24 protein-coding genes are annotated in these 23,436 nt (G+C 54.5%); 16 read left to right on the top strand and 8 right to left on the bottom strand.

The genetic code is table 11. The annotated features are described in order from the left end of the window. Positions 1–2: 2 nt before the first annotated feature. The gene (locus tag JBO43_RS19650) at positions 3–947 is read left to right on the top strand and encodes a divergent polysaccharide deacetylase family protein (protein WP_095280182.1); all 945 of its coding nucleotides are present in this window, start codon (positions 3–5) and stop codon (positions 945–947) included. Positions 948–950: 3 nt separating this feature from the next. On the opposite strand, the gene JBO43_RS19655 is transcribed toward JBO43_RS19650, so the two are convergent. The 3 genes from JBO43_RS19655 to kbl all read right to left on the bottom strand — a co-directional run bounded on the left by JBO43_RS19655 (position 951) and on the right by kbl (position 4,125). Next, positions 951–1,751 (bottom strand): glycosyltransferase family 2 protein, encoded by an 801-nt coding sequence (locus JBO43_RS19655; RefSeq protein ID WP_103947721.1) that lies wholly within the window; start codon positions 1,749–1,751, stop codon positions 951–953. Positions 1,752–1,893: 142 nt separating this feature from the next. Beyond that, positions 1,894–2,919: an L-threonine 3-dehydrogenase gene (gene tdh / locus JBO43_RS19660; RefSeq protein WP_095280179.1), complete on the bottom strand. Its 1,026-nt coding sequence runs from the start codon at positions 2,917–2,919 to the stop codon at positions 1,894–1,896. Between the two features lie 9 nt (positions 2,920–2,928). After that, positions 2,929–4,125, bottom strand: coding sequence for a glycine C-acetyltransferase (gene kbl, locus JBO43_RS19665; protein WP_095280178.1), 1,197 nt, complete (start codon positions 4,123–4,125; stop codon positions 2,929–2,931). Between the two features lie 214 nt (positions 4,126–4,339). On the opposite strand from kbl, the gene rfaD reads away from it, so the two are divergent. Genes rfaD through JBO43_RS19690 form a run of 5 tightly spaced genes read left to right on the top strand, consistent with a single transcriptional unit; the run spans position 4,340 to position 9,513 of the window. Further along, entirely contained in the window at positions 4,340–5,272 is a 933-nt protein-coding gene (gene rfaD, locus JBO43_RS19670; protein WP_103947720.1) for an ADP-glyceromanno-heptose 6-epimerase, read from the top strand. Positions 5,273–5,274: 2 nt separating this feature from the next. Continuing rightward, positions 5,275–6,321, top strand: a complete 1,047-nt coding sequence (rfaF, locus tag JBO43_RS19675; protein WP_095280174.1) for an ADP-heptose--LPS heptosyltransferase RfaF — start codon at positions 5,275–5,277, stop codon at positions 6,319–6,321. Between the two features lie 3 nt (positions 6,322–6,324). Further along, the gene (rfaC, locus tag JBO43_RS19680) at positions 6,325–7,311 is read left to right on the top strand and encodes a lipopolysaccharide heptosyltransferase RfaC (protein ID WP_202674882.1); all 987 of its coding nucleotides are present in this window, start codon (positions 6,325–6,327) and stop codon (positions 7,309–7,311) included. Next, entirely contained in the window at positions 7,304–8,407 is a 1,104-nt protein-coding gene (gene rfaQ / locus JBO43_RS19685; protein ID WP_103947717.1) for a putative lipopolysaccharide heptosyltransferase III, read from the top strand. The genes rfaC and rfaQ overlap by 8 nt, the downstream gene beginning before the upstream one ends. Further along, positions 8,404–9,513 carry a glycosyltransferase family 4 protein gene (locus tag JBO43_RS19690; protein ID WP_202674883.1) on the top strand — a complete coding sequence of 370 codons (1,110 nt, stop codon included), beginning with the start codon at positions 8,404–8,406 and terminating at the stop codon, positions 9,511–9,513. The genes rfaQ and JBO43_RS19690 overlap by 4 nt, the downstream gene beginning before the upstream one ends. On the opposite strand, the gene JBO43_RS19695 is transcribed toward JBO43_RS19690, so the two are convergent. Further along, positions 9,495–10,595, bottom strand: a complete 1,101-nt coding sequence (locus JBO43_RS19695; protein WP_103950285.1) for a glycosyltransferase family 4 protein — start codon at positions 10,593–10,595, stop codon at positions 9,495–9,497. The genes JBO43_RS19690 and JBO43_RS19695 overlap by 19 nt on opposite strands. A 251-nt stretch (positions 10,596–10,846) precedes the next feature. On the opposite strand from JBO43_RS19695, the gene JBO43_RS19700 reads away from it, so the two are divergent. The 7 genes from JBO43_RS19700 (at position 10,847) to coaD (ending at position 18,659) form a co-directional block, all read left to right on the top strand. After that, entirely contained in the window at positions 10,847–12,217 is a 1,371-nt protein-coding gene (locus JBO43_RS19700; protein WP_202674884.1) for an O-antigen ligase family protein, read from the top strand. Positions 12,218–12,362: 145 nt separating this feature from the next. Next, positions 12,363–13,346 carry a glycosyltransferase gene (locus JBO43_RS19705; protein WP_202674885.1) on the top strand — a complete coding sequence of 328 codons (984 nt, stop codon included), beginning with the start codon at positions 12,363–12,365 and terminating at the stop codon, positions 13,344–13,346. An 8-nt stretch (positions 13,347–13,354) separates the two neighbouring features. After that, the gene (locus JBO43_RS19710; RefSeq protein ID WP_095280162.1) at positions 13,355–14,326 is read left to right on the top strand and encodes a glycosyltransferase family protein; all 972 of its coding nucleotides are present in this window, start codon (positions 13,355–13,357) and stop codon (positions 14,324–14,326) included. An 18-nt stretch (positions 14,327–14,344) separates the two neighbouring features. Further along, positions 14,345–15,976 (top strand): sulfatase-like hydrolase/transferase, encoded by a 1,632-nt coding sequence (locus JBO43_RS19715; RefSeq protein ID WP_202674886.1) that lies wholly within the window; start codon positions 14,345–14,347, stop codon positions 15,974–15,976. Between the two features lie 155 nt (positions 15,977–16,131). Continuing rightward, positions 16,132–17,406: a lipid IV(A) 3-deoxy-D-manno-octulosonic acid transferase gene (gene waaA, locus JBO43_RS19720; RefSeq protein ID WP_095280159.1), complete on the top strand. Its 1,275-nt coding sequence runs from the start codon at positions 16,132–16,134 to the stop codon at positions 17,404–17,406. Then, positions 17,406–18,176, top strand: coding sequence for a glycosyltransferase family 2 protein (locus JBO43_RS19725; protein WP_095280158.1), 771 nt, complete (start codon positions 17,406–17,408; stop codon positions 18,174–18,176). Before waaA ends, JBO43_RS19725 begins: the two co-directional genes overlap by 1 nt. Positions 18,177–18,179: 3 nt before the next feature. Next, the gene (gene coaD, locus JBO43_RS19730; protein WP_202674887.1) at positions 18,180–18,659 is read left to right on the top strand and encodes a pantetheine-phosphate adenylyltransferase; all 480 of its coding nucleotides are present in this window, start codon (positions 18,180–18,182) and stop codon (positions 18,657–18,659) included. Position 18,660: 1 nt separating this feature from the next. Here the strand turns inward: coaD and mutM are convergent, their stop codons facing one another. The 4 genes from mutM to radC form a co-directional block, all read right to left on the bottom strand. After that, positions 18,661–19,470 carry a bifunctional DNA-formamidopyrimidine glycosylase/DNA-(apurinic or apyrimidinic site) lyase gene (gene mutM / locus JBO43_RS19735; RefSeq protein ID WP_202674888.1) on the bottom strand — a complete coding sequence of 270 codons (810 nt, stop codon included), beginning with the start codon at positions 19,468–19,470 and terminating at the stop codon, positions 18,661–18,663. A gap of 73 nt (positions 19,471–19,543) precedes the next feature. Further along, complete coding sequence (gene rpmG, locus JBO43_RS19740; RefSeq protein WP_003024094.1) at positions 19,544–19,711, bottom strand: 50S ribosomal protein L33; 168 nt, start codon at positions 19,709–19,711, stop codon at positions 19,544–19,546. A gap of 22 nt (positions 19,712–19,733) precedes the next feature. Beyond that, positions 19,734–19,970, bottom strand: a complete 237-nt coding sequence (gene rpmB / locus JBO43_RS19745) for a 50S ribosomal protein L28 (protein WP_002436699.1) — start codon at positions 19,968–19,970, stop codon at positions 19,734–19,736. A 216-nt stretch (positions 19,971–20,186) separates the two neighbouring features. Further along, positions 20,187–20,855 (bottom strand): RadC family protein, encoded by a 669-nt coding sequence (gene radC / locus JBO43_RS19750; RefSeq protein ID WP_103947708.1) that lies wholly within the window; start codon positions 20,853–20,855, stop codon positions 20,187–20,189. A 172-nt stretch (positions 20,856–21,027) separates the two neighbouring features. On the opposite strand from radC, the gene coaBC reads away from it, so the two are divergent. The 3 genes from coaBC to slmA all read left to right on the top strand — a co-directional run bounded on the left by coaBC (position 21,028) and on the right by slmA (position 23,387). Next, the gene (coaBC, locus tag JBO43_RS19755) at positions 21,028–22,239 is read left to right on the top strand and encodes a bifunctional phosphopantothenoylcysteine decarboxylase/phosphopantothenate--cysteine ligase CoaBC (protein ID WP_202674894.1); all 1,212 of its coding nucleotides are present in this window, start codon (positions 21,028–21,030) and stop codon (positions 22,237–22,239) included. Continuing rightward, positions 22,217–22,675, top strand: a complete 459-nt coding sequence (gene dut, locus JBO43_RS19760; protein ID WP_165790643.1) for a dUTP diphosphatase — start codon at positions 22,217–22,219, stop codon at positions 22,673–22,675. The genes coaBC and dut overlap by 23 nt, the downstream gene beginning before the upstream one ends. A gap of 115 nt (positions 22,676–22,790) precedes the next feature. Then, complete coding sequence (gene slmA / locus JBO43_RS19765) at positions 22,791–23,387, top strand: nucleoid occlusion factor SlmA (protein ID WP_095280150.1); 597 nt, start codon at positions 22,791–22,793, stop codon at positions 23,385–23,387. Positions 23,388–23,436: the final 49 nt, after the last annotated feature.

A 23,436-nucleotide genomic window follows, 5' to 3' on the forward strand; every position in this document is an offset into this window, starting at 1 on the left:
TTTTGCTTCAATTTCGTCGTATTGTTCTCTCCGTCGTCAGTGCACTGGCGCTGGCTTCACCGGTTTACGCAGGCAAATTAGCCATCGTCATTGACGATTTTGGCTACCGTCCGCACAACGAAAATCAGGTGCTGGCGATGCCGTCGGCCATTTCCGTTGCCGTTTTACCCAATGCACCTCACGCCCGTGAAATGGCGACCAAAGCCCACAACAGCGGGCATGAGGTCCTCATCCACCTGCCGATGGCACCGCTCAGCAAACAGCCGCTGGAAAAAGACACCCTGCGCCCGGACATGAGCAGCGACGAGATCGAGCGCATTATCCGTGACGCCTATGGCAAAGTGCCGTTTGCGGTTGGGCTGAACAACCATATGGGCAGCGCGATGACCTCCAGCCTGTTCGGGATGCAGAAAGTGATGCAGGCGCTGGAGCGCTACAATCTCTATTTTCTCGACAGCATGACCATCGGTAATAGCCAGTCGATGCGCGCCGCCCAAGGTACGGGCGTGAAGGTGATTAAGCGCAAAGTGTTCCTCGATGACACGCAGAATGAAGCCGATATTCGCTTCCAGTTTAATCGCGCCGTGAAACTTGCTCAGCGCACCGGCTCGGCGATCGCCATTGGGCATCCGCATCCATCGACGGTGCGCGTGTTGCAGCAAATGCTGCCGACACTCCCTTCGGACATCACACTGGTGCGCCCGAGCGATTTGCTCAACGAACCGCAGGTGGATACCTCACGGCCTGATAACTCCACGCCACCAGGTAACAACCCGCGCACAGAGCCGAAAAACCCGTTCCGCGGCGTGAAGATTTGCAAACCGAAACAGCCGCCTGAACCGGTCTACGCCACCCGATTCTTCACGGTGATTGGTGAGAGCGTCAGCCAAAGTTCGCTGGTGACTTACTTCCAGCACCAGTGGCAAGGCTGGGGTAAGAAAGCGTAAGGGTTATTCTGTGAGATGAGAGTCCGCTGGCTTTTTCGCCACGGACTCTTTTTCATCCTGATGTTGATACCAGGCTTTGAAATACTTCAGGAAGCTATACGAAGCCGCGTACAGGCCCGTCACGATCCCCACTTTCCCCTGCCGCCAGGCACCACTGAACAGATACCATTTGAAGAACGCACCGATACCGCTAACCACGCCACGACCAATAGAAGGCCGCACGTTCTGGTATTTCACCAGTCGCGAGGTGTAGCTGTTCAGCTTATTAAAGACTTCATGAAGATTATAAAAGGTGTCGTGGCGAACTCGTCCTGGCATTTTGATTGCCTGAAGTGTGCCTTCCACTTTGTCATCCACCGGGCGGTGATTGAAACGGGCTTGAGCGCGATTAAACAGACGCACCGGAAAATCCGGCGATGAGACGGGATAAATTGTCCGGACTTCTTCCCCCAAAACATGCCAGTAGCGCGGGATGCGCCAGGCCTGGTTTACGGCAGGTTCGTCGCCCGCTTTGAGCGCCAGAATAAAATCGACCAGTTCGCCATCGAGGATCTCATCGCTGTCCATGCACAGCACCCAATCGTTGCTGGCTAAATCAATCGCATGATTCATCTGCGCGCCGTGCATCGCATAGGGGTGATAGTGAGTGGAAAGCCCGTATTCACGACAGATATCCAGTGTGGCATCCGTACTCCCGGAATCCACCACGACAAATTCATCCGCTACGGTGAGCAGCGGTGGCAGGACTTCACGCAGCAGACGCGCTGAGTTACAGGTCAATAAACAAACGGTAAGCTTGAACATAGGCGCTGTAAAAGTAAACGAAACTTAAACAAACTTTATAAGCGTGTGGGTAAAAAAGCGAAGTAAAAATCGAAATAATCCGATTGCGTATGCGAGAAGTGTGAAAGGGTCGAAAAAAAAGCGCCCGCAGGCGCTTTCAAAATTAATCCCAGCTCAGAATCACTTTTCCGGACTGGCCCGAGCGCATGGCGTCGAAACCTTTCTGGAAATCATCAATACCGAAATGGTGAGTGATGATCGGCGTCAGGTCCAGACCAGACTGGATCAACGCGGCCATCTTGTACCAGGTTTCAAACATCTCACGGCCATAAATGCCTTTGATGAACAAGCCCTTAAAGATGACCTTGTTCCAGTCGATGGACATATCTGACGGCGGAATACCCAGCATGGCGATGCGGCCACCGTGGTTCATGGTGTCGAGCATGGTACGAAACGCTGGCGGCGCGCCGGACATCTCCAGGCCCACATCGAAGCCTTCGGTCATGCCGAGTTCGGTCATCACGTCGCTCAGGTTCTCTTTCGAGACGTCCACAGCACGGGTCACGCCCATTTTGCGCGCCAAAGACAAACGGTATTCGTTCACATCGGTAATTACCACGTTACGCGCACCGACGTGTTTCGCCACCGCTGCCGCCATGATGCCAATTGGGCCCGCGCCGGATACCAGTACGTCTTCGCCAACCAGGTCGAACGACAACGCCGTATGAACCGCGTTGCCAAACGGGTCGAAGATAGACGCCAGATCGTCGGAGATATTATCCGGGATTTTGAACGCGTTGAACGCCGGGATCACCAGATATTCGGCGAAACAGCCTGGACGGTTTACGCCCACGCCCACGGTGTTGCGACACAAGTGCGTGCGACCGCCGCGACAGTTACGGCAATGACCGCAGGTGATATGCCCTTCACCGGAGACGCGATCGCCGATCTTAAAGCCCTTCACTTCCTGGCCGATACCGACCACTTCGCCGACGTATTCGTGTCCCACAACCATCGGAACCGGAATGGTTTTTTGCGACCACTGATCCCAGTTGTAGATGTGAACGTCCGTGCCGCAAATCGCGGTTTTACGGATTTTGATCAGCAGATCGTTATGACCGACTTCCGGCTCCGGCACGTCGGTCATCCAAATCCCTTCTTCCGCTTTCAGTTTGGATAACGCTTTCATCACACGTCCTCAGGCAATCACGCCCAGTTGTTTGCCGATGCGGGTAAAGGCTGCCACCGCACGCTCAATTTGTTCAGGCGAATGCGCCGCAGACATTTGGGTGCGGATACGCGCCTGACCTTTTGGCACCACCGGGAAGAAGAACCCGGTGACGTAAATCCCCTCTTTTTGCAGCTCGCGGGCAAAGTTTTGCGCCACCACCGCGTCGCCCAGCATCACCGGGATAATCGCGTGATCGGCACCGGCCAGCGTAAAGCCTGCAGCAGTCATTTGTTCGCGGAACAGACGGGCGTTGGACCACAGGCGATCGCGCAGCTCAGCACCTGATTCCACCATCTCCAGCACTTTAATGGAGGCAGAGACAATCGCCGGGGCCAGAGAGTTCGAGAACAGATACGGACGGGAGCGCTGGCGCAGCCATTCGACCACTTCCTTGCGCGCCGCGGTATAGCCGCCGGATGCGCCACCGAGCGCTTTGCCAAGCGTTCCAGTAATGATGTCCACACGGCCCATCACGTCGCAATATTCGTGGGAACCACGCCCGTTTTCGCCGACAAAACCGACTGCGTGAGAGTCATCGACCATCACCAGCGCATCGTATTTGTCTGCCAGATCGCACACGCCCTTCAGGTTGGCGATCACGCCGTCCATAGAGAACACGCCATCGGTGGCGATCAGCACATGACGAGCACCCGCTTCGCGCGCCTCTTTCAGACGCGCTTCCAGCTCTTGCATGTCGTTGTTGGCATAGCGGAAACGCTTCGCTTTACACAGGCGCACGCCGTCGATGATCGAGGCATGGTTGAGGGCGTCAGAGATAATCGCGTCTTCCGCGCCCAGCAAGGTCTCGAACAGACCACCGTTGGCGTCGAAGCAGGAAGAGTAGAGAATCGCATCTTCCATCCCGAGGAACGCCGCCAGCTTGCTCTCAAGCTGTTTGTGGCTGTCCTGGGTGCCGCAGATAAAACGCACGGAGGCCATACCAAAACCGTGGGTGTCCATGCCGTTTTTGGCAGCGGCAATCAGCTCAGGGTGATTCGCAAGACCTAAGTAGTTGTTCGCGCAAAAGTTGATCACTTTGCTGCCGTCAGCGACGGTGATGTCCGCCTGCTGTGCAGATGTGATAATACGTTCTTCTTTGAACAACCCTTCCGCGCGTGCGGTCTCGAGGTCGTTGTTTAACTGTTTGTAAAAATCACCACGCATTGCAATTCTCCAGACTCGGCAAATTTCGGCACATATTACCCAAACCTATACGTCGATACGAGATGACGCATCATCAGTTATCGTTTTTGCAGCATAAATCACGTGTACCCCTGCTGCATATCGGTGAATGGCTGAAGGGTCGCCATACTAATGATATGATATGAGTATTAGTGTTCGGGATTGCCCCGAACTCCACACTACAAAGGTTACCGTTATGATCATCGTTACCGGCGGCGCGGGCTTTATCGGCAGCAATATTATCAAAGCCCTCAATGACAAAGGCATCACCGACATTCTGGTCGTAGACAACCTGAAAGACGGCACCAAGTTTGTGAACCTGGTCGATCTGAACATCGCCGACTACATGGATAAAGAAGACTTCCTGATCCAGATTATGGCAGGGGAAGAGTTCGGCGAGATCGAAGCTATCTTCCATGAAGGTGCCTGCTCATCCACCACCGAGTGGGACGGCAAGTACATGATGGATAACAACTATCAGTACTCTAAAGAGGTTCTGCACTACTGCCTGGAGCGTGACATTCCGTTCCTGTACGCCTCTTCTGCGGCGACCTACGGCGGCCGCACCTCTGACTTTATTGAATCCCGCGAATACGAGCAGCCGCTGAACGTGTACGGTTACTCCAAATTCCTGTTCGACGAATACGTACGTCAGGTTCTGCCAGAAGCGAATTCCCAGATCGTCGGCTTCCGCTACTTCAACGTCTACGGACCGCGCGAAGGCCACAAAGGCAGCATGGCGAGCGTGGCATTCCACCTGAACACCCAGTTGAACAACGGCGAAAGCCCGAAATTGTTTGAAGGCAGCGATGGCTTCAAACGCGATTTCGTCTACGTGGGCGACGTGGCGGCAGTGAACCTGTGGTTCTGGGAAAACGGTGTCTCCGGCATCTTCAATCTGGGCACTGGTCGCGCGGAATCTTTCCAGGCCGTGGCCGACGCGGCGCTGGCTTACCATCAAAAAGGCAGCCTCGAATACATTCCATTCCCGGAAAAACTGAAAGGTCGCTACCAGGCGTTCACCCAGGCGGATCTGACTAACCTGCGTGCTGCGGGCTACGACAAGCCGTTCAAGACCGTTGCCGAAGGCGTGACGGAATATATGGCCTGGCTGAACCGCGATTCATAATCATGAGAATTCTGGTGATTGGCCCGTCCTGGGTGGGCGACATGATGATGTCGCAAAGTCTCTATCGCACGCTCAAGGCGCGCTATCCCCAGGCGATAATCGACGTGATGGCACCCGCGTGGTGCCGTCCGCTATTGTCGCGCATGCCGGAAGTCAACGAAGCAATCCCAATGCCGCTTGGCCACGGGGCGCTGGAAATTGGCGAACGCCGCAAGCTCGGGCATAGCCTGCGCGAGAAACGCTATGATCGCGCGTATGTCCTGCCGAACTCCTTTAAATCTGCCTTAGTGCCGTTCTTTGCTGGCGTGCCGCACCGCACCGGCTGGCGTGGCGAGATGCGCTACGGTCTGCTCAACGATGCGCGCGTGCTGGATAAAGCCGCCTGGCCGTTAATGGTCGAGCGTTACGTGGCACTGGCGTACGACAAAGGCGTGATGCTCTCGGCGAAAGATCTGCCGCAGCCGCTGCTGTGGCCGCAGCTGCAGGTGCATGACGGCGAAAAATCGCAGACCTGTAATGCATTTGGCCTGTCGGCAGAGCGCCCGATGATCGGCTTCTGCCCTGGTGCAGAATTCGGTCCGGCAAAGCGCTGGCCGCACTATCACTACGCCGAGCTGGCAAAACAGCTGATCGACGAAGGCTATCAGGTTGTACTGTTCGGTTCGGCGAAAGACCACGAAGCGGGCAACGAAATTCTCGCCACGCTGAGCAACGAACAGCAGGCCTGGTGCCGCAATCTGGCGGGCGAAACCCAGCTGGAACAGGCGGTTATTTTGTTGGCGGCCTGTAAAGCGGTCGTCACCAACGATTCCGGCCTGATGCACGTCGCCGCTGCGCTGAACCGCCCGCTGGTCGCGCTCTATGGCCCCAGCAGCCCAGACTTCACGCCGCCGCTGTCACATAAAGCGCGGGTGATTCGTTTGATCACCGGCTATCACAAAGTGCGCAAAGGCGATGCGGCAGAAGGTTATCACCAGAGTCTGATCGACATTACGCCGCAGCGTGTCCTCGATGAACTCAACGATCTGCTGTTGAACGATGAAGGATAACGAATGCGGGTCTTGATCGTAAAAACCTCTTCGATGGGCGATGTCCTGCACACGTTGCCGTCCCTGACGGATGCGATGCGCGCCATCCCCGGCATTCGTTTTGACTGGGTGGTGGAAGAGGGCTTCGCGCAAATCCCCACCTGGCATGAATCGGTAGACCGCGTGATCCCGGTGGCGATTCGCCGCTGGCGTAAAGCGTGGTTTTCCGCGCCGATTAAAGCCGAGCGCACAGCCTTTCGCGAAGCAATCCAGGCTCAGCACTACGATGCGATTATTGACGCCCAGGGGCTGGTCAAAAGCGCCGCGCTGGTCACACGCCTGGCGCACGGCGTCAAGCACGGTATGGACTGGCATAGCGCCCGCGAACCGCTGGCGAGCCTGTTCTATAACCGTCGTCACGCCATTGCTAAACAGCAGCACGCTGTTGAGCGCACCCGCGAGCTGTTTGCGAAAAGCCTCGGTTACACGAAACCTGAAACACAGGGCGATTACGCCATATCACAGCATTTCTTGCATGAAACGTCACCTGATGCCCAGCCGTACCTGATCTTCCTGCATGCCACGACGCGCGACGACAAGCACTGGCCAGAATCTCACTGGCGGGAATTGATCGAGATGCTTCGCAACTCAGGCCTGCGGATAAAACTCCCGTGGGGCGCACCGCACGAAGAGGCGCGAGCCAAACGTCTGGCCGAAGGATTTGATCACGTCGAGGTTCTGCCTCGCATGAAGCTCGATGGCGTTGCACAGCAACTGGCAGGAGCTACCGCCGTGGTTTCCGTCGATACGGGACTGAGCCACCTGACGGCAGCCCTCGATCGACCTAATATTACGCTTTACGGCCCAACCGATCCGGGCCTTATCGGCGGCTACGGAAAAAATCAAATTATCTGCCGCCCGAAAGATTCATCGCAGCTCAGCGACCTCAACGCCGCTGCGGTTTTTGCGCAATTAGAGCCTTTGCTGGCAGCAGAGAGAGCCTATGTCTGATTTTTTCTCCGCGGAGCGTCCGCCAAAACGCGTGCTGATCATTAAGCTGCGTCACCACGGTGACGTCCTGCTGACCTCGCCGGTCTTTACCGTGTTGAAAAAAAACTGGCCGGACGTGGAAGTTGACGCCCTGGTGTATGACGACACCCAGGCAATGCTCACCAGCCACCCGCACATTGACCAGGTGCATACCATTGGCCGCAACTGGCGTAAGCAAGGCTGGTTTGCTCAACTCCGCTTGTATCGCGCCCTGCTCAATACGCTGAAAGCGCGTCATTACGACGTACTGATTAATTTGACCGAACACTGGCACGGCGCGCGTCTGGCGCGTCGTCTGAAACCGCGCGTGTCCGTGGGCTTTAAGCCGGACAAACGCGGCGGCCTGGCGCGGCGTCGCTGGGTGAAGTCTTTCACCACGCTGTACCCAGCCATTCAGGATAACAGCCGCCATATGGTGGAAGTGAACCTCGACGCCCTGCGCCGGATTGGGATTCATCCGCAAACCGAAGAAGATAAACATACGTTGTTTGTACCCGGCGACGCGGCCGAAGCCTCGATCGCAGAGAAACTGGCCGGATTCGGTGTTGCCAGCAAATCCTACATTCTGGTGCACCCAACCTCACGCTGGATGTTCAAAGCCTGGGACATCAAAAAGCTCGCGGCGACCATCGACAACCTCGCCTCGCGCGGGCTACCGATTATCCTTTCCGCTGCACCGTCGAAAGAAGAGACGGCGTATATGGACGAGCTGCGCGCTGCGCTCAGGCAGCCGGTATTTGATTTAAGCGGTCAACTCAACCTGAAAGAGCTGGGTGCGCTGATGAAACACGCGCGGATTTACTTCGGCGTCGATTCGATGCCGATGCACCTCGCCAGCGCCGTCGGAACGCCAACCGTGGCCATCTTCGGCCCGACGGGTGCGATCAAATGGGCGCCGTGGGGCGTGAACTATCGCGTCATCACCGCAGGATTCACCTGTCAGCCGTGCGGCAAAGCGGGCTGCGGCGATGGCGGCGTGTCGGACTGCATCACGGCGATTACGCCTCAGCAGGTCCTGAGCGCCATTGATACGCTGCTGCTGGAATATCCTGCATGAAGCTGGCGATCGTTCGACAGACCTACAACCCGAACGGCGGCGCGGAGCGCTTTGTCTCCCGCGCGCTGAACGTGCTGGCGCAGGATACCGCGCTGGATGTGACGCTGATTGCCCGCCAGTGGGAAGACGCCGCGGGCTGGAACACGCTGACGGTGAATCCACCGTTTCGCAACCGCCTGGGCCGTGAATCCGGCTTTGCCGAAGCCGCCGCTGCACAGTTTGACCAATTCGACATTGTTCAGAGCCACGAACGGATTCCGGGTGCGACCATTTTTCGGGCAGGTGATGGTGTTCATGCCACCTGGCTTGAACAGTACAATCGCATTTTGTCGCCGCTGGCGCGCTGGGCGCAGTCCCTCAGCCGCTACCATCGCTATATTTTGCAGGCCGAAACGCAGATGTTTACCCATCCACAGCTGCGCAAAGTGATCTGCAATTCGCGGATGGTGCGCGACGACATCGCTCGCCGGTTTGCCCTGCCGGACGATAAATTGACGGTGATTTATAACGGCGTTGATACCCAACATTTCAGCCCTGACGTGCGTGCACTGTCGCAGCGCGACGCGTGGGGAATCCCGCACAATGCGCCGGTGCTGGCGTATGTCGGTTCCGGTTTTAGCCGCAAAGGTGTGGCGACGGCGCTGCGCGCTATTGTGCCGCATCCTGACGTCTGGCTGCTGATCGCCGGGCGCGATAAGCACGCACGCAAATTCGAAAAACTGGCTCAGACGCTCGGCGTGGCGTCTCGCGTACGTTTCCTTGGGCCGGTCGCCGATGTGCGTCAGGTGTATGGCAGCGCCGATGCACTGATCCTGCCGACGCTTTACGATCCCTTCCCAAATGTCTGCGTCGAAGCGCTGGCCTGTGGTCTGCCGCTGCTGACCAGCCACGGCTGCGGTGCGGCGGAGTGGATCGAAGAAGGCGTTAACGGCTGGGTGCGCGATGCGCTGGACAGCAACGGCTACCAGCAGGTGGTCGGTGAATGGCTTAAAGGCCGGGAACTGGGCCGGGATTATTCAGCAGCGGCGCGTGCCACTGCTGAACCTTATACCCTGGAAAGAATGGCAAAAGAGTTACAGTCGCTCTATCAGGATCTGCTGCGCTGAGCGGCGTTGGAGAAAACCTTCTCCATCGCATCGAGCATACATTCGCGGGTGAAATGGGCGCACAGGTAGTCGTATCCCTGCTGCGCCAGCGTCTCGCGAAGATTTGCATCGTCATACAGTTTCACAATCGCTTCTTCCAGCGCAGATTCATCGCGCTGCGCAATCAATAACCCGGTTTTACCGTCGATCACCGCATCCGCTGTTCCACCGGCATCGGTAGCAATGGTTGCAATGCGCGAAGCCAGCGACTGCAAGACGCCCTGAGGCACGCCTTCCATATCGTGCGAAGGGCTGAGGGCAATATCAAACGCCGGGAACCAACGCTCCGGATCGCTGCGATGCCCGGCCAACAGCACCCGCTGCTGTAAACCTAAACCGGTGATTTCCTGTTCCAGCGTCGCTTTATGCGGCCCTTCGCCGACAATGGCCAGCTTAATGCGCGGGTTGTCGATCTTTGCCAACGCACGCAGCAGCACGCTGTGGCCTTTGTTTGGGCGCAGATGCGACACCACGCCGAGCCAAAAATCATCCTGCGTTAATCCGCAATGCTCACGGGCCTGTTGTTTATCGGCGGGATGAAAACGTTGCGTGTCCACGCCGCTTGGGACTGAGGTGCTTTGCGCCATTGGCACACCGATATCCGCAACCTGATGGCGCAGCGCTTCGCCCGTAGTTACGATATGGGCGCAGGCGGTGCGAAACAGCCAGCGGGTTGTCCAGTTTTTGCGCGGCACGCCTGAGGCATGGCGAGTACGCACCAGCGGCACCGGATTTGAGAGCGTCAGATTGGCGAGTGCCACCAGCCAGGTATCAGCAGAATTGTGACTATTGATGACATCAATAGAATGCCGATTGTTTTTTAACCAGGTGCGCAGCAATTGCAGGTTTTTAAGGTTTTTGCGCTTTAGCGGCATCGTCACCACCGTTAGTCCCGCTTCACGGGCTAAAGCGTGTAGCGGCGCGGTATCCGGGCAAAGAATCGTCACCTGATGACCACGCTGAATCAGCCCTAACGATTCGTTAATAATGCGCAGAGGCTGCCCGCCTTTGCCACCGTCTGCTTCAGTGTGAACAATATGCATACATTTCCTGTCAGTAGGCCGAAACCGGACTCGTCCGGGCATTATATACGTTGCAGGCACTGGAATGCACAAAGTCAGTATTCAGCACGAAGTCGCAGATTATTCTTGCTTACAAACATTGTCCTTCTGTCGTTAAAGCTTCTGTGGTACTTTTCTCTCGCTTTTATTCCCATCGGGAATCCGTGGAATTATCGTATCGCATTGTTAACTAACCGGTATAAAAGCCTAAATTCTTAACCAGTACCATAAATATGACAAATATTCGCAACATCCTGACGGGCCTTTTAGTACCGGCTGTACTGGCTTTATGTTTTATCTGGCCAATTCCGAATGACCAGCTACCTTTCCACCGCAATGGCCTGATCTATCCCATCATCGCAGTGGCATTGGGTCTCTTTTTTAGCTCAGCCTCAGCCAAAAAAAATCTTGAGTTCAAAAAAATCAAGTTCGTTCTTATTACGGTATGGGTTTTAACTTTCTATATCCTGATAAACGGCTTTTTTGTTGCACCTGATATTAAAGAGATGGTCTCTACCTGGGACGGCCAATGGTTGCGCCCGGTGCTGCTTTTCTGCGCAGGCCTGGTGTTATTACCTGCCATTCAACGCCAGTATCCTTCTATTTCAGCCTCCCGATATTTCACGCTGATTGTCCTCTTTTTCTGGGGCGTCGTGTGCATCCATTTGCTGGATACAGTCTGGCTCTACTGGCGCGATGGCGTGATTCACTGGGGCGAAACGCGGATTGTTTATAACCGCACGCGCATGAGCTTCCAGGTGAACATGATCACCGGATTCCTGATAGCGGAACTCCTCGCTCGCGGCTTGATGCACCAGCGTTTTTTACGTCTGAAAACGCCGTTCCTGGCCTTCATGCTGCTCTGTAACCTGATTTGTACTGCCTTAGTGGATACTCGTTGGGGCACCATCGGCCTGGTCGGAAGCTTATTCTCGACGTTTATTCTGTTAAGCCTGCACAGCATGAGACGCAGCCGGGTCATTTTCACAGCTGGGATGTTATTCATCATTCTCATCGCCTCAGCATTACTCGGTTATGCATCCTGGAAAACCGATCCCCGCTGGCAGAGTCTGGAAAGCGATGCGGTGACTGGCTGGAATGCGCCTTTCACCAGTTTTTGCTATAACAAAACCAATGGGACCTTACCGCGTAACGACGAAGGTCGCCCAATGAACCATTCCAATGGCTGCCGCGCCAGCTACTTCCATCAGGGCTGGAAACTGGTCGCTGAACATCCTGCTGGCATGGGCCCACGCAAAGAAGCGTTTCGTTACGTACTGCGCCGCGATACTCAGGATAACCGGATCAATATTCCCCATAGCCACTATGGCTTAATTGAGTTTGGTATTCAGAACGGGTTTGCCGGCATTGCTGGCTGGCTGATTCTGCTGGCGGGCTGCTGGTACGTTGGCTGGCGTGAGTTCCGCCATGGCAATACCATGTTGGGGATGTTCTTGCTGCTGTTCACGATTGGTTTCTTCTCCAGAACCATGGTCGACCACAACCTGAAAGACCACTATCTGGAGCAATATATGCTTTTGACCGGGCTACTGATCGGGATGTGCGCACTGCGTACTGAAAAAACAAAAGAACCGAATTCCTGAGCATAATTTCCTTGCGCCGATGCTAATGGCATCGGCGCACTCATTTCCATCCGAACTCTTTAGCCAGCCGGCTGTCGAAATGCCATCGCACGCTACGGTTGAACACGTTGATCGCGGCTATACTGCGGAATAATACGGAGCAAGCATGTCTGGAACGCCTCAATTAAGCCTCATCGTCGCTGTTTATAACGGCGAACCCTTCCTGAGCGCTTTTTTTGACAGCATTAAGAAACAGAACCTGGAAAGCCTCGAACTGATCGTGGTGAATGACGGTTCCACTGATGGTTCTGCGGAAATTATCGCGCGCTACGCCAGTGAATTCAGCGACTTTCAGGTGATTGACCAGCCCAACGGCGGTGTTTCTGCTGCGCGTAATACGGGTCTGGCAGTCGCGAAAGGGGAATATGTCGCGTTCCCTGACATCGACGATGTTATCTATCCGGGAATGTATCCGCGTTTGCTGGAGATCGCCTATGCGGGCGATCTGGACGTCGCCACCTGCAACGGAACCTATATATACGATGACGGTCGTCCGTCGAAAAAGATTTTTCCGTCTGACAAGCTGGCGTCCACGGGTGTTCTGGATGGCCCAACGTGGCTGCAAATGGCGCTGGAATCACGCAAGTTCCTGCATGTGACCTGGCTGAATATTTATCGCCATGCCTTTATCAAAGAGCAGGGTTTTACCTTCGAACACGGTCTACGCCACCAGGATATCCCGTGGACGACAGAGGTACTGCTGACCGCCAAACGCGTGCAGTATGTGGATGAAGTTTTTTATGATTATCTGATCCACTCGGCCTCGGTTTCCCATACACCGGGTACTGACGATACGCGGATGCGCTCATCTCGCCACTATATGAAAATACTGGAAATGCTGGAGGCCATTAATCTGCGCCATCCGGAACAGGTGAAGCGCGTCCCAGCCTGCCACTGGCAAATTGCCAAAGAGGGCCTCGGCATCCTGCACAGCATCAACAATATCGAAGACATCGCGAAAAAGCGTGAAATCACGCAAGAGCTTTTTGATCGCGGTATCTGGACGATGATCTGGCAAAATGCACGCGGGCTACGTCAACGCTGGCGTCTGGGACGTCGCTATTTTCGTCTTAAAAAAATTCTCGGCTAACGGATATTATGAGCAAACTCAAACTACACGCAGTTTCACGCGCCGATTTTATTGCTAAAAACTACGCAGATTTTCAAACGTTGCTGGATAACCGCGTAAACCCGGATAGCATTCCTGAGCGTTTTTACTGCGGTGGCCGTGGTGGATGGACTTTCCAGACCACGCTGGCACTGAAGCATTATTATGGCGATGACATTGAGTGTTCATTCGGCTCAGAGTGCCGGGCTGATGCCATCAATCTGATGCACAACGATGATTTTGGCTCACGCGTTAAACCGTGGCGTGGAGTGACCGTAGTCGCTCGCGCTGACCGTCCACCTGTCGTTGGCGCAGATGTCGTGGTCGATCAAAATCCAGAAGTCGACGGCCACAGCAACCGAATTTTTGTGCCTTACTGGCCGCAGCCAGGCGTTAAGCCGCGCGAGCGTACCGATGAAACCGTGAAAACCGTCGCTTTCTTTGGTCGCGTCGACAGTTTCCCGTCAGAGTATCGTGAAGGCAATTTCAAGCAACGCCTGGCAGAGCAGGGCATTGAACTGCGAATTTCGTTTGATAACTGGACGAACTATCAGGACGTCGATGTGTGTATCAGCTTCCGTAAATCGCATGACCATAAACTCGCCCGTAAACCTGCCAGCAAGCTGATTAACAGCTGGCTGGGAAAAACGGTGATGGTCTGTGACGACGAACCCTCTTACCGCGCCATTCGCGAAAGCGAGCTGGATTACCTGATTGCCAAAAACCCTGACGAAGCGTTTGAGGCGATTATGCGCTTAAAAAATTCTCCTGAGCTGTATCGTCAGATGCGTGAGCAGGGTGATAAACGTCTGCAGGTCTATTCCCGTGAAGCGGTTGCCGCACGCTGGTATGCCCTGTTTGAGGATATCTGGCGTAAAGGATTGCACAATCGCCCCACACTGGTTCGCGCACTGCGCTTCGGATTGGGTAAAGCCATTCGTCCGCTGACTAAAAAGTTCTGAGTTGGATTGAGTCTGAACATGTTCAAAACATCTACATCATCACTCACACCGCGCCGCAATGTGATGCGCACGCTGGTGTTGACGCTGGCTTTCCTGGTGCTGTTTTCGCTTTCCGAAATCATCATTTTATTAAAAGACCACGTTTACCAACCGAAGGCTGGGGACATCTCGCTTTATCTGATCATTTCGCTGTTAGCGGCCGTGAGCGCACGTTTCTTCCTCACGCGGCTTCTGCTGGCAGTCACATTTATTGTGCAGATCTCAGAAGCGGTCTATTACCAGTTTTACGGTCAATTCTACGGCCCGAGCGAAGTCTGGCTGGCTTTTGTTGAAACCAAAGACATCGCCAGTGGGATCACCGACAGCCTCGGTTCGCTGGGCATCTACTTTGCGATCATGATCGTTGCAGTGGTATTTGCACTGGTCTTTACCCGCCGAATGGCCCCGCAGTGGCACAAATGGCTCGCGATGCCGTGTCTACTGGCTATTATGGTCATGTTCGCGGGTCAGTTTTACAAAGCGGTCGACGGGCAGATGTATAAATTCAACCCTGATCTGCGTCATTCTCTGCTGCGTAACGGTTTGTCTGCGATGAGCTTTAGCGCCATGCGCCTGATCCCGGAAGCCCTTTCTGGCGAAAACCAGAGCGTCACGCATTACGAACCGTATCAGGTCACGCCGGTAGAAGGCACGCACGCAGGAAAGTACTCAATAATCCTGGCGATTGGCGAAAGTCTGAACCCGCATCACGTCAGTGCTCTGGGCTACGAGCGTGATACCACGCCTGAACTGAAAGCGCTGATGCAACAGTATCAGGGCACCGGTCGCCTGATTGTCTCTAACGCCGTGTCAACGCGCGTTGCCATTCCGATGCTGGTGAATAACCTGCGCGAACCGGATAACTACGGCGCGTATAAATCGAAATCGACCAATATCTTTGCCAATGCGAAAAAACAGGGCTATCAGACCGCATTCATCTCGGCGCAAGGTCTGGAAGGGCTGAGTAACTGGATTGGCATACACGATATTGATCTGTGGGAGGATACGCAGATTCGCCCGGCTCCAGATGTCGGTGCAGATGTGGTCCTGACGCCTTCCGTCGAAAAAGCCACGCTGGACTGGGACAAGCCGTTCCTGATGGTGCTCAACAGCCGCGCACCGCATATCCCTTACGAGCGCAACATTCCGCAGGGCTTTGCGAAATTCTCCACGCCACGCCTGAGCGATGACGTCGCACAGAAGAAAAATGAGTACGACGATGCCGTTCGCCTTTACGACAAAGAGTTAGCCTCCGCAATCCGTACGACGATGGCTAAGTCCAAATTGCCGGTACTGGTCTTTATCACCTCAGATCACGGCGAACGTGTGGGTGACGGTGGGCTGTTCGGCCACTCCGTTGTCGAAATGCCGATTGCGCAGGTGCCATTCCTCTATTTCAGTAACGATCCGGCGTATTCGATGAATGCGATTAGCCCGCAAATGCCGTTAAACCACTTCCAGGTGGCGACGCTTATCAACAAAATGCTGGGCTATTCGGTCAACAACCCGAATCAAAAAGACGACAGCTTCTTCATCACCGGCGGTGATATTCGCGGCCTGTCGGAGCGTGTGACCTATCATCTGAATGCGCTTCCTGAAGCGGAGCGTTAATCCGCAAGAGATAAAACGGGCAAGCAATTGCCCGTTTTTTTTGCCCTAAATGAACGTAACACAGTCAACCGGGCGAGCAAAAACGCCAAAGAGATAGCTTTAACCCGCCTAAATGCTTAGAATTTGCCCGCCGAAACTAAAAAACGGATAATCGCTTGGAATTGTTGTATACCGCCCTGCTCTACATTATTCAGCCACTGGTGTGGCTGCGACTGCTGCTTCGTAGCCGTAAAGCGCCTGCGTATCGAAAACGCTGGGCTGAACGCTATGGCTACTGCCGCAATAAAGTCGCCCCGGACGGTATTTTGCTGCATTCCGTTTCTGTCGGCGAAACGCTGGCGGCGATCCCACTGGTCCGCGCATTGCGCCACCGCTATCCTTCATTGCCGATTACCGTCACAACAATGACCCCAACCGGCTCAGAACGTGCCATGTCGGCCTTCGGTAAAGACGTGCATCACGTCTACCTACCCTACGATTTACCCTGCGCCATGAACCGTTTCCTTAACACCGTGCGCCCGAAGCTGGTGATCGTGATGGAAACCGAACTGTGGCCGAATATGATTTCCGCTCTGCATGCCCGTAAAATTCCGCTGGTTGTCGCCAACGCGCGCCTGTCGGAACGTTCGGCTAAAGGGTATGGCAAGCTGGGCAGTTTTATGCGTCGCTTGTTGTCTAAAATTACGTTGATTGCCGCCCAGAACGAAGAAGACGGCGCGCGATTCATCTCGCTGGGACTGAAGCGCAACCAACTCGCCGTCACCGGCAGTCTGAAATTTGATATTTCCGTCACGCCAGAACTCGCTGCCCGCGCCGTCACGCTGCGCCGCCAGTGGGCTCCACGCCGCCAGGTCTGGATTGCCACCAGTACTCACGACGGCGAAGAAGAGATTATCCTGCAGGCGCATCGTAAGCTGCTGGAGAAATTCCCCGATTTGCTGCTGATTCTGGTTCCTCGCCATCCGGAGCGCTTCAAAGACGCGCGTGAAATGGTGCAGAAAGCCGGATTTAGCTTCATCCTGCGCAGCAGCGGTGAGATCCCGTCCGGCAGCACTCAGGTGGTGATTGGCGATACGATGGGCGAACTGATGCTGTTGTACGGAATTGCCGATCTGGCCTTCGTGGGTGGAAGCCTGGTTGAGCGCGGTGGTCACAACCCGCTGGAGCCGGCCGCACACGCCATTCCAGTGCTGATGGGGCCACACACATTTAACTTCAAAGATATCTGCGCTAAATTGCAGCAAGCCGATGGCTTAATTACCGTAACTGACGCGGATTCGGTGGTGAAAGAAGTGTCGACTCTGCTCACCGACGAAGATTACCGCCTGTGGTACGGCCGCCATGCCGTCGAAGTACTGCATCAGAATCAGGGCGCACTGACCCGTCTGCTGCAACTTCTGCAACCTTATCTGCCTCAGCGGAGCCATTAATGTCAAAGCGTCTGTCGGTCGTGATGATCGCCAAAAACGCCGCTGACCTGCTTCCGGAGTGCCTGGCCTCTGTTGCCTGGGCCGACGAAATCGTCCTCCTCGATTCAGGAAGCCGCGACCACACCGTTGACGTCGCACGCACCGCAGGTGCAAAGGTTTTTGTCGATACGGACTGGCAAGGCTATGGCATTCAGCGCCAGCGCGCGCAATCTTTTGCCACCGGTGACTATGTGCTGATGATCGATACCGACGAGCGCGTGACACCGGAATTACAGCAATCCCTTCAGTCCGTTCTGACGTCACCACAGCCCGGAGCTGTTTACAGCATCGCTCGTCGTAACTATTTCCTCGGGCGCTTTATGCGCCACAGCGGCTGGTATCCCGATCGGGTAATGCGTCTTTATGAGCGTGAACGTTATCAGTACAACAGCAATCTGGTGCATGAATCGCTGGACTGCGCGCACGCCGAGGTAATTAACCTGCAAGGCGATTTGCGCCACCTCACCTGCCGGGACTTTGCCAGCTTCCAGCGCAAACAGCTCAGCTATGCAACCGCATGGGCACAGGAACGCCACCAGCGCGGCAAGAAGGCGTCGCTGGCAGGAATCTTCGCTCACACACTGGGGGCATTTCTGAAGACGCTGATATTGCGCGCAGGCATTCTGGATGGCAAACAGGGCTGGTTACTGGCGGTGGTGAATGCACAGTATACTTTCAATAAATACACCGAGCTGTGGGCATTGAACCGCGGCTACTCAGAGAAAGCGTGAGCCATGAGCACAAAAGCGATTTATCCGGGTACCTTCGATCCGATTACCAATGGTCATCTTGATATCGTCACCCGCGCGGCCAGTATGTTCGACCGGGTGATTCTGGCCATTGCCGCCAGCCCAAGTAAAAAACCGATGTTTGATTTGGATGAACGCGTCGCGTTGGCAACCGCTGCCATTGCACATCTGCCGAATGTAGAAGTGATGGGATTTAGCGATCTGATGGCCAACTTCGCCCGCGCACAGCAGGCCAATATCTTGATTCGCGGGCTGCGTGCCGTCGCTGATTTTGAATATGAAATGCAGCTGGCGCACATGAACCGTCATCTGATGCCGGAACTCGAAAGTGTGTTCCTGATGCCGTCGAAAGAGTGGTCGTTTATTTCATCGTCACTGGTGAAAGAGGTGGCGCGCCACGAGGGGGATGTGACGCACTTCCTGCCTGCAAACGTCCATCAGGCGTTGATAAATAAGCTCAAGTAACTTACTTCTGGCACTGGCGGCAGTAAAATGTCGCCCGCTGCGCATGTTTCGACGCCACAATCGGCGTACCACACACCCGGCACGGCTCCCCTTTTCGACCATACACCTGCAATTCCTGGGCAAAATAGCCCGGTTTCCCGTCGCTTTGCAGGAAATCCTTCAGCGTGGTTCCCCCTTGCTCAATTGAGCGCAACAGGACCGCTTTAATCACTTTTACCAGCAGCTCACACTCGCTGTCAGAGAGCGAAGAGGCAAGCCTGTCAGGGTGGATACCGGCGGCAAAAAGTGATTCGCTGGCATAAATGTTACCGACGCCCACCACCAGTTTGTTATCCATCAGCCAGGGCTTGATTGGTGTTTTCTTCTTAGCGCACTTCGCCTTCAGGTATTCAGCGTTAAACGCCGGGCTGAGCGGCTCAGGACCCAGATGAGCCAGAACGCTGTGCCCTTCGAGTTCTTTAGTCCACAGCCATGCGCCAAAGCGTCGCGGATCGGTGTAACGCAACACTTTACCGTTGCTCATCACCAAATCGACGTGGTCGTGTTTCTCAGCGGGTAACTCTTGCGTGAGGATACGCAGGCTTCCGGACATTCCCAGGTGGATGATAATCCAGCCGTCGGGCAATTCCAGCAGCAGGTACTTGGCGCGACGCTGCACGCTGAGCACGGGCTTATCACTGAGAGCGTGGATCTCATCGGAAACAGGCCAGCGCAGGCGACCATTGCGAACGATAGCATGAAGAATGGTTGCGCCTACCAGATGCGGCTCTATCCCGCGACGGCTGGTTTCTACCTCAGGTAATTCAGGCATGTTTCCTCCATTGAGATACACAGAATGCAAAAAACCCCGCGATTGCGGGGTTTTTCTTCAAAGAACTCTAAAATTATTTAATTTTAGCTTCTTTGTACAGTACGTGCTGACGGACAACTGGATCGAACTTTTTCAGTTCCAGTTTTTCCGGTTTAGTACGCTTGTTCTTCGTGGTGGTGTAGAAGTGACCTGTACCAGCAGAAGAAACCAGCTTGATTTTCTCACGAATACCTTTAGCCATGATTTATTTCCTCGTTAAGTACTTAGTACTTTTCGCCACGGGCACGCAGTTCGGACAGAACTGTATCGATGCCTTTCTTATCAATAACACGCATACCTTTAGCAGATACACGCAGGGTGACAAAACGCTTCTCGCTCTCAACCCAGAAACGGTGAGAGTGCAGGTTCGGCAGGAAACGGCGTTTAGTCGCGTTCAGTGCGTGGGAACGGTTGTTACCGGTCACCGGACGCTTGCCAGTAACTTGGCAGACTCGGGACATGTCTATTCTCCAAAAATCAAATTAGCTCGAGCTTCGTATGGGGTATCGGCGCCTCGTCAGGCTTTACAGCCCGGTCATCGCGGTTCTAAGCGAACTCTCGATTGCCAGGCCCAAATGCCAAACCCGAGATTCTCAAAGGTGGCGTAGTATACGCTGACTCGACGATGTGCTCAAGTCCCGAACAGACAAAGATCCCGATGGATCGCGCGAAATGGTCTAAATCCAACCATGTTCGGCAAAAGAAACATACTCTCCACGACCGATAACTAAATGGTCAAGCACACGAATGTCCATGAATTGACAGCATTTGATGATACGTTCAGTGATCTCTTTGTCAGCTTGACTCGGTTTAGCGCAACCCGAGGGGTGATTATGCGCGAGGATCACGGCGGCTGCATTCACTTTTATCGCTTCACGCACAATTTCTCGCGGATGAACCTCTACGTGACTCAATGTGCCGGAAAACAGACGGCTGTGTTTTAGCACCCGATTTTGGTTATCAAGAAAGATCACCATAAAGATCTCACGCTCCGCATCAGAGAGCTGGCTTTGCAAGAAATCCCTCGTCATTTCAGGGCTTAACAGGGGATTATCCTCCAGCATACGCACGCTGTGGTAGCGCCTTGCCAGCTCGGCTATCCCTTTAAGCTGAGCATACTTGGCGACACCAATTCCTTCGACATGCTTAAATTCTGGCAGTTCAGCAGTCAGCAAACCGTACAGCGAGCCAAAATGCTGCAAAAGCTCTTGTGACAACACAAACACACTCTTCCCTGGCGTACCGGTACGTAGAAAAAGCGCCAGCAGCTCGGCATCGGTCAGTGATGTAATGCCGTATTGCAGCATTTTTTCTCGCGGTAGTAATAGCGGCAACGTGAAATCCATATCCCTTCTCCCTGCTTTTCGATCATGCTGACACAGGAATCCTTGTCGTTCGACAGGCACCTTTCGTTCTTGCGTAACGCCTCGCAAAGTGAAGCACGCACAAAATCACGCCACTTTTTGGATTGTGATAAAATGCCCGCTCTCTGGTGAAACCCAACAGGAAAGAATCATGATGAGCCTGGCCGGTAAAAAAATCGTCCTCGGCGTGAGCGGCGGCATTGCTGCCTATAAAGCGCCGGATCTGGTGCGCCGTTTGCGCGAACGCGGGGCCGACGTGCGGGTCGCAATAACCGAAGGCGGCAAAGCCTTTATCACGCCACTGAGCCTGCAGGCCGTTTCGGGATATCCGGTATCTGACAGCCTGCTTGACCCTGCTGCCGAAGCCGCGATGGGCCATATTGAGTTAGGGAAATGGGCCGACCTGGTTATCCTTGCCCCCGCAACGGCGGATTTAATCGCGCGCGTCGCGGCTGGAATGGCGAACGACCTGGTCTCCACCATTTGCCTGGCTACACCTGCCCCGGTCGCGGTTGTCCCGGCGATGAATCAGCAGATGTACCGCAACGCAGCCACTCAGCATAATCTTGAGATTCTTTCCTCTCGCGGTCTGCTGATCTGGGGCCCGGATAGCGGCAGCCAGGCCTGTGGCGACATTGGCCCCGGCCGTATGCTGGACCCCCTTGCCATCGTCGATATGGCCGCCGCCCATTTCGCCCCTGTCAACGACCTGCAACATCTCAACATCATGATTACGGCGGGGCCAACGCGCGAACCACTGGATCCCGTGCGTTACATCACCAACCACAGCTCCGGTAAAATGGGCTTTGCCATTGCTGCGGCAGCGGCGAAACGCGGGGCAACGGTCACGCTGGTAAGCGGGCCGGTCTCGTTACCGACACCAGCGTTGGTGCAGCGTATTGATGTGACGACGGCGCTGGAAATGGAAGCCGCTGTTCAGGCTCACGCTCAGAAACAGCAAATATTTATCGGCTGTGCGGCCGTTGCTGATTACCGTGCAGAAACCATTGCCGATGCGAAAATCAAAAAGCAAGGCGATGAATTAACAATAAAAATGGTGAAAAACCCCGATGTTGTTGCCGGTGTTGCCTCACTAAAAAGCCATCGACCTTACGTCGTTGGATTTGCCGCTGAAACGAATAATGTGGAAGAATATGCCCGTCAAAAACGCATCAGCAAAAATCTCGATTTGATTTGCGCGAACGATGTTTCGCTGGCGGCGCAAGGATTTAACAGCGACAGCAATGCTCTGCACCTTTTCTGGCAGGATGGAGATAAAGTCTTACCGCTTGAGCGCAAGGAACTCCTGGGCCAACAATTACTGGACGAGATCGTTACCCGTTATGATGAAAAAAATCGACGTTAAGATTCTGGACCCGCGTGTTGGTCAGCAATTCCCGCTACCAACTTATGCCACAACCGGTTCTGCGGGTCTTGACCTGCGCGCCTGTCTCGACGATGCCGTAGAATTGGCTCCTGGCGCTACCACGCTTATCCCGACTGGTCTTGCGATTCACATTGCCGACTCGTCACTGGCCGCTGTCATCCTGCCGCGCTCAGGTCTGGGCCATAAGCATGGCGTGGTGCTGGGAAATTTGGTTGGACTTATCGATTCTGATTACCAGGGCCAACTGATGGTTTCTGTCTGGAACCGTGGTCAAGATAGCTTCACCATTGAGCCAGGCGAACGTATCGCACAGATGGTCTTTGTGCCGGTAGTTCAGGCTGAATTTAATCTGGTGGAAGATTTTGACGCCACCGATCGCGGCGAAGGCGGCTTCGGCCATTCAGGGCGCAAATAAGCCCACGATACGCATCTCACAGCGTCATAACGCGATAACATACCGCAAACGACAGTTTGCGGTCGCTGCGTGGATGCCAGCCGTAAAGCGCTTATTTTCAGGGGTATTTTGTAACATGGCAGAAAAACAAACCGCGAAAAGGAATCGTCGCGAAGAAATACTTCAGTCTCTGGCTCTGATGCTTGAATCCAGTGATGGTAGTCAACGCATCACCACCGCAAAACTGGCGGCCTCTGTGGGCGTGTCAGAAGCGGCGCTGTATCGTCATTTCCCCAGCAAAACGCGGATGTTTGATAGCCTGATCGAATTTATCGAAGACAGTCTGATCACCCGTATCAATCTGATTTTAAAAGACGAGAAAGACACCACCTCGCGCTTACGTCTGATTGTGCTGTTGATTCTGGGCTTTGGTGAGCGTAATCCGGGTTTGACCCGCATTTTGACGGGTCACGCGCTGATGTTTGAGCAGGACAAGCTTCAGGGGCGCATCAATCAGCTTTTTGAACGCATCGAAGCCCAGCTGCGCCAGGTTCTGCGTGAAAAGAAAATGCGTGAAGGCGAAGGATATGTCACTGACGAAACCTTACTGGCCGGGCAGCTTCTGGCTTTTTGCGAAGGTATGCTCTCGCGCTTTGTACGCAGCGAGTTTAAATATCGCCCAACGGATGATTTTGACACCCGCTGGCCGTTAGTTGCCGCTCAGTTACAGTAATATTTTTGCCGGAAGGCGGCGACGCCTTATCCGGCCTACGTGAATCGTA

It is taken from the genome of Lelliottia jeotgali (genome assembly GCF_016771845.1).
GTDB lineage: Bacteria > Pseudomonadota > Gammaproteobacteria > Enterobacterales > Enterobacteriaceae > Enterobacter > Enterobacter jeotgali.

Excerpts from the sequence above, each read along its gene's own strand:
- JBO43_RS19655 (WP_103947721.1), bottom strand. The coding sequence starts at position 1,751 with ATGTTCAAGCTTACCGTTTGTTTATTGACCTGTAACTCAGCGCGTCTG.
- tdh (WP_095280179.1), bottom strand. The coding sequence starts at position 2,919 with ATGAAAGCGTTATCCAAACTGAAAGCGGAAGAAGGGATTTGGATGACC.
- kbl (WP_095280178.1), bottom strand. The coding sequence starts at position 4,125 with ATGCGTGGTGATTTTTACAAACAGTTAAACAACGACCTCGAGACCGCA.
- rfaD (WP_103947720.1), top strand. The coding sequence starts at position 4,340 with ATGATCATCGTTACCGGCGGCGCGGGCTTTATCGGCAGCAATATTATC.
- rfaF (WP_095280174.1), top strand. The coding sequence starts at position 5,275 with ATGAGAATTCTGGTGATTGGCCCGTCCTGGGTGGGCGACATGATGATG.
- rfaC (WP_202674882.1), top strand. The coding sequence starts at position 6,325 with ATGCGGGTCTTGATCGTAAAAACCTCTTCGATGGGCGATGTCCTGCAC.
- rfaQ (WP_103947717.1), top strand. The coding sequence starts at position 7,304 with ATGTCTGATTTTTTCTCCGCGGAGCGTCCGCCAAAACGCGTGCTGATC.
- JBO43_RS19690 (WP_202674883.1), top strand. The coding sequence starts at position 8,404 with ATGAAGCTGGCGATCGTTCGACAGACCTACAACCCGAACGGCGGCGCG.
- JBO43_RS19695 (WP_103950285.1), bottom strand. The coding sequence starts at position 10,595 with ATGCATATTGTTCACACTGAAGCAGACGGTGGCAAAGGCGGGCAGCCT.
- JBO43_RS19700 (WP_202674884.1), top strand. The coding sequence starts at position 10,847 with ATGACAAATATTCGCAACATCCTGACGGGCCTTTTAGTACCGGCTGTA.
- JBO43_RS19705 (WP_202674885.1), top strand. The coding sequence starts at position 12,363 with ATGTCTGGAACGCCTCAATTAAGCCTCATCGTCGCTGTTTATAACGGC.
- JBO43_RS19710 (WP_095280162.1), top strand. The coding sequence starts at position 13,355 with ATGAGCAAACTCAAACTACACGCAGTTTCACGCGCCGATTTTATTGCT.
- JBO43_RS19715 (WP_202674886.1), top strand. The coding sequence starts at position 14,345 with ATGTTCAAAACATCTACATCATCACTCACACCGCGCCGCAATGTGATG.
- JBO43_RS19725 (WP_095280158.1), top strand. The coding sequence starts at position 17,406 with ATGTCAAAGCGTCTGTCGGTCGTGATGATCGCCAAAAACGCCGCTGAC.
- coaD (WP_202674887.1), top strand. The coding sequence starts at position 18,180 with ATGAGCACAAAAGCGATTTATCCGGGTACCTTCGATCCGATTACCAAT.
- mutM (WP_202674888.1), bottom strand. The coding sequence starts at position 19,470 with ATGCCTGAATTACCTGAGGTAGAAACCAGCCGTCGCGGGATAGAGCCG.
- rpmG (WP_003024094.1), bottom strand. The coding sequence starts at position 19,711 with ATGGCTAAAGGTATTCGTGAGAAAATCAAGCTGGTTTCTTCTGCTGGT.
- rpmB (WP_002436699.1), bottom strand. The coding sequence starts at position 19,970 with ATGTCCCGAGTCTGCCAAGTTACTGGCAAGCGTCCGGTGACCGGTAAC.
- radC (WP_103947708.1), bottom strand. The coding sequence starts at position 20,855 with ATGGATTTCACGTTGCCGCTATTACTACCGCGAGAAAAAATGCTGCAA.
- coaBC (WP_202674894.1), top strand. The coding sequence starts at position 21,028 with ATGAGCCTGGCCGGTAAAAAAATCGTCCTCGGCGTGAGCGGCGGCATT.
- dut (WP_165790643.1), top strand. The coding sequence starts at position 22,217 with ATGATGAAAAAAATCGACGTTAAGATTCTGGACCCGCGTGTTGGTCAG.
- slmA (WP_095280150.1), top strand. The coding sequence starts at position 22,791 with ATGGCAGAAAAACAAACCGCGAAAAGGAATCGTCGCGAAGAAATACTT.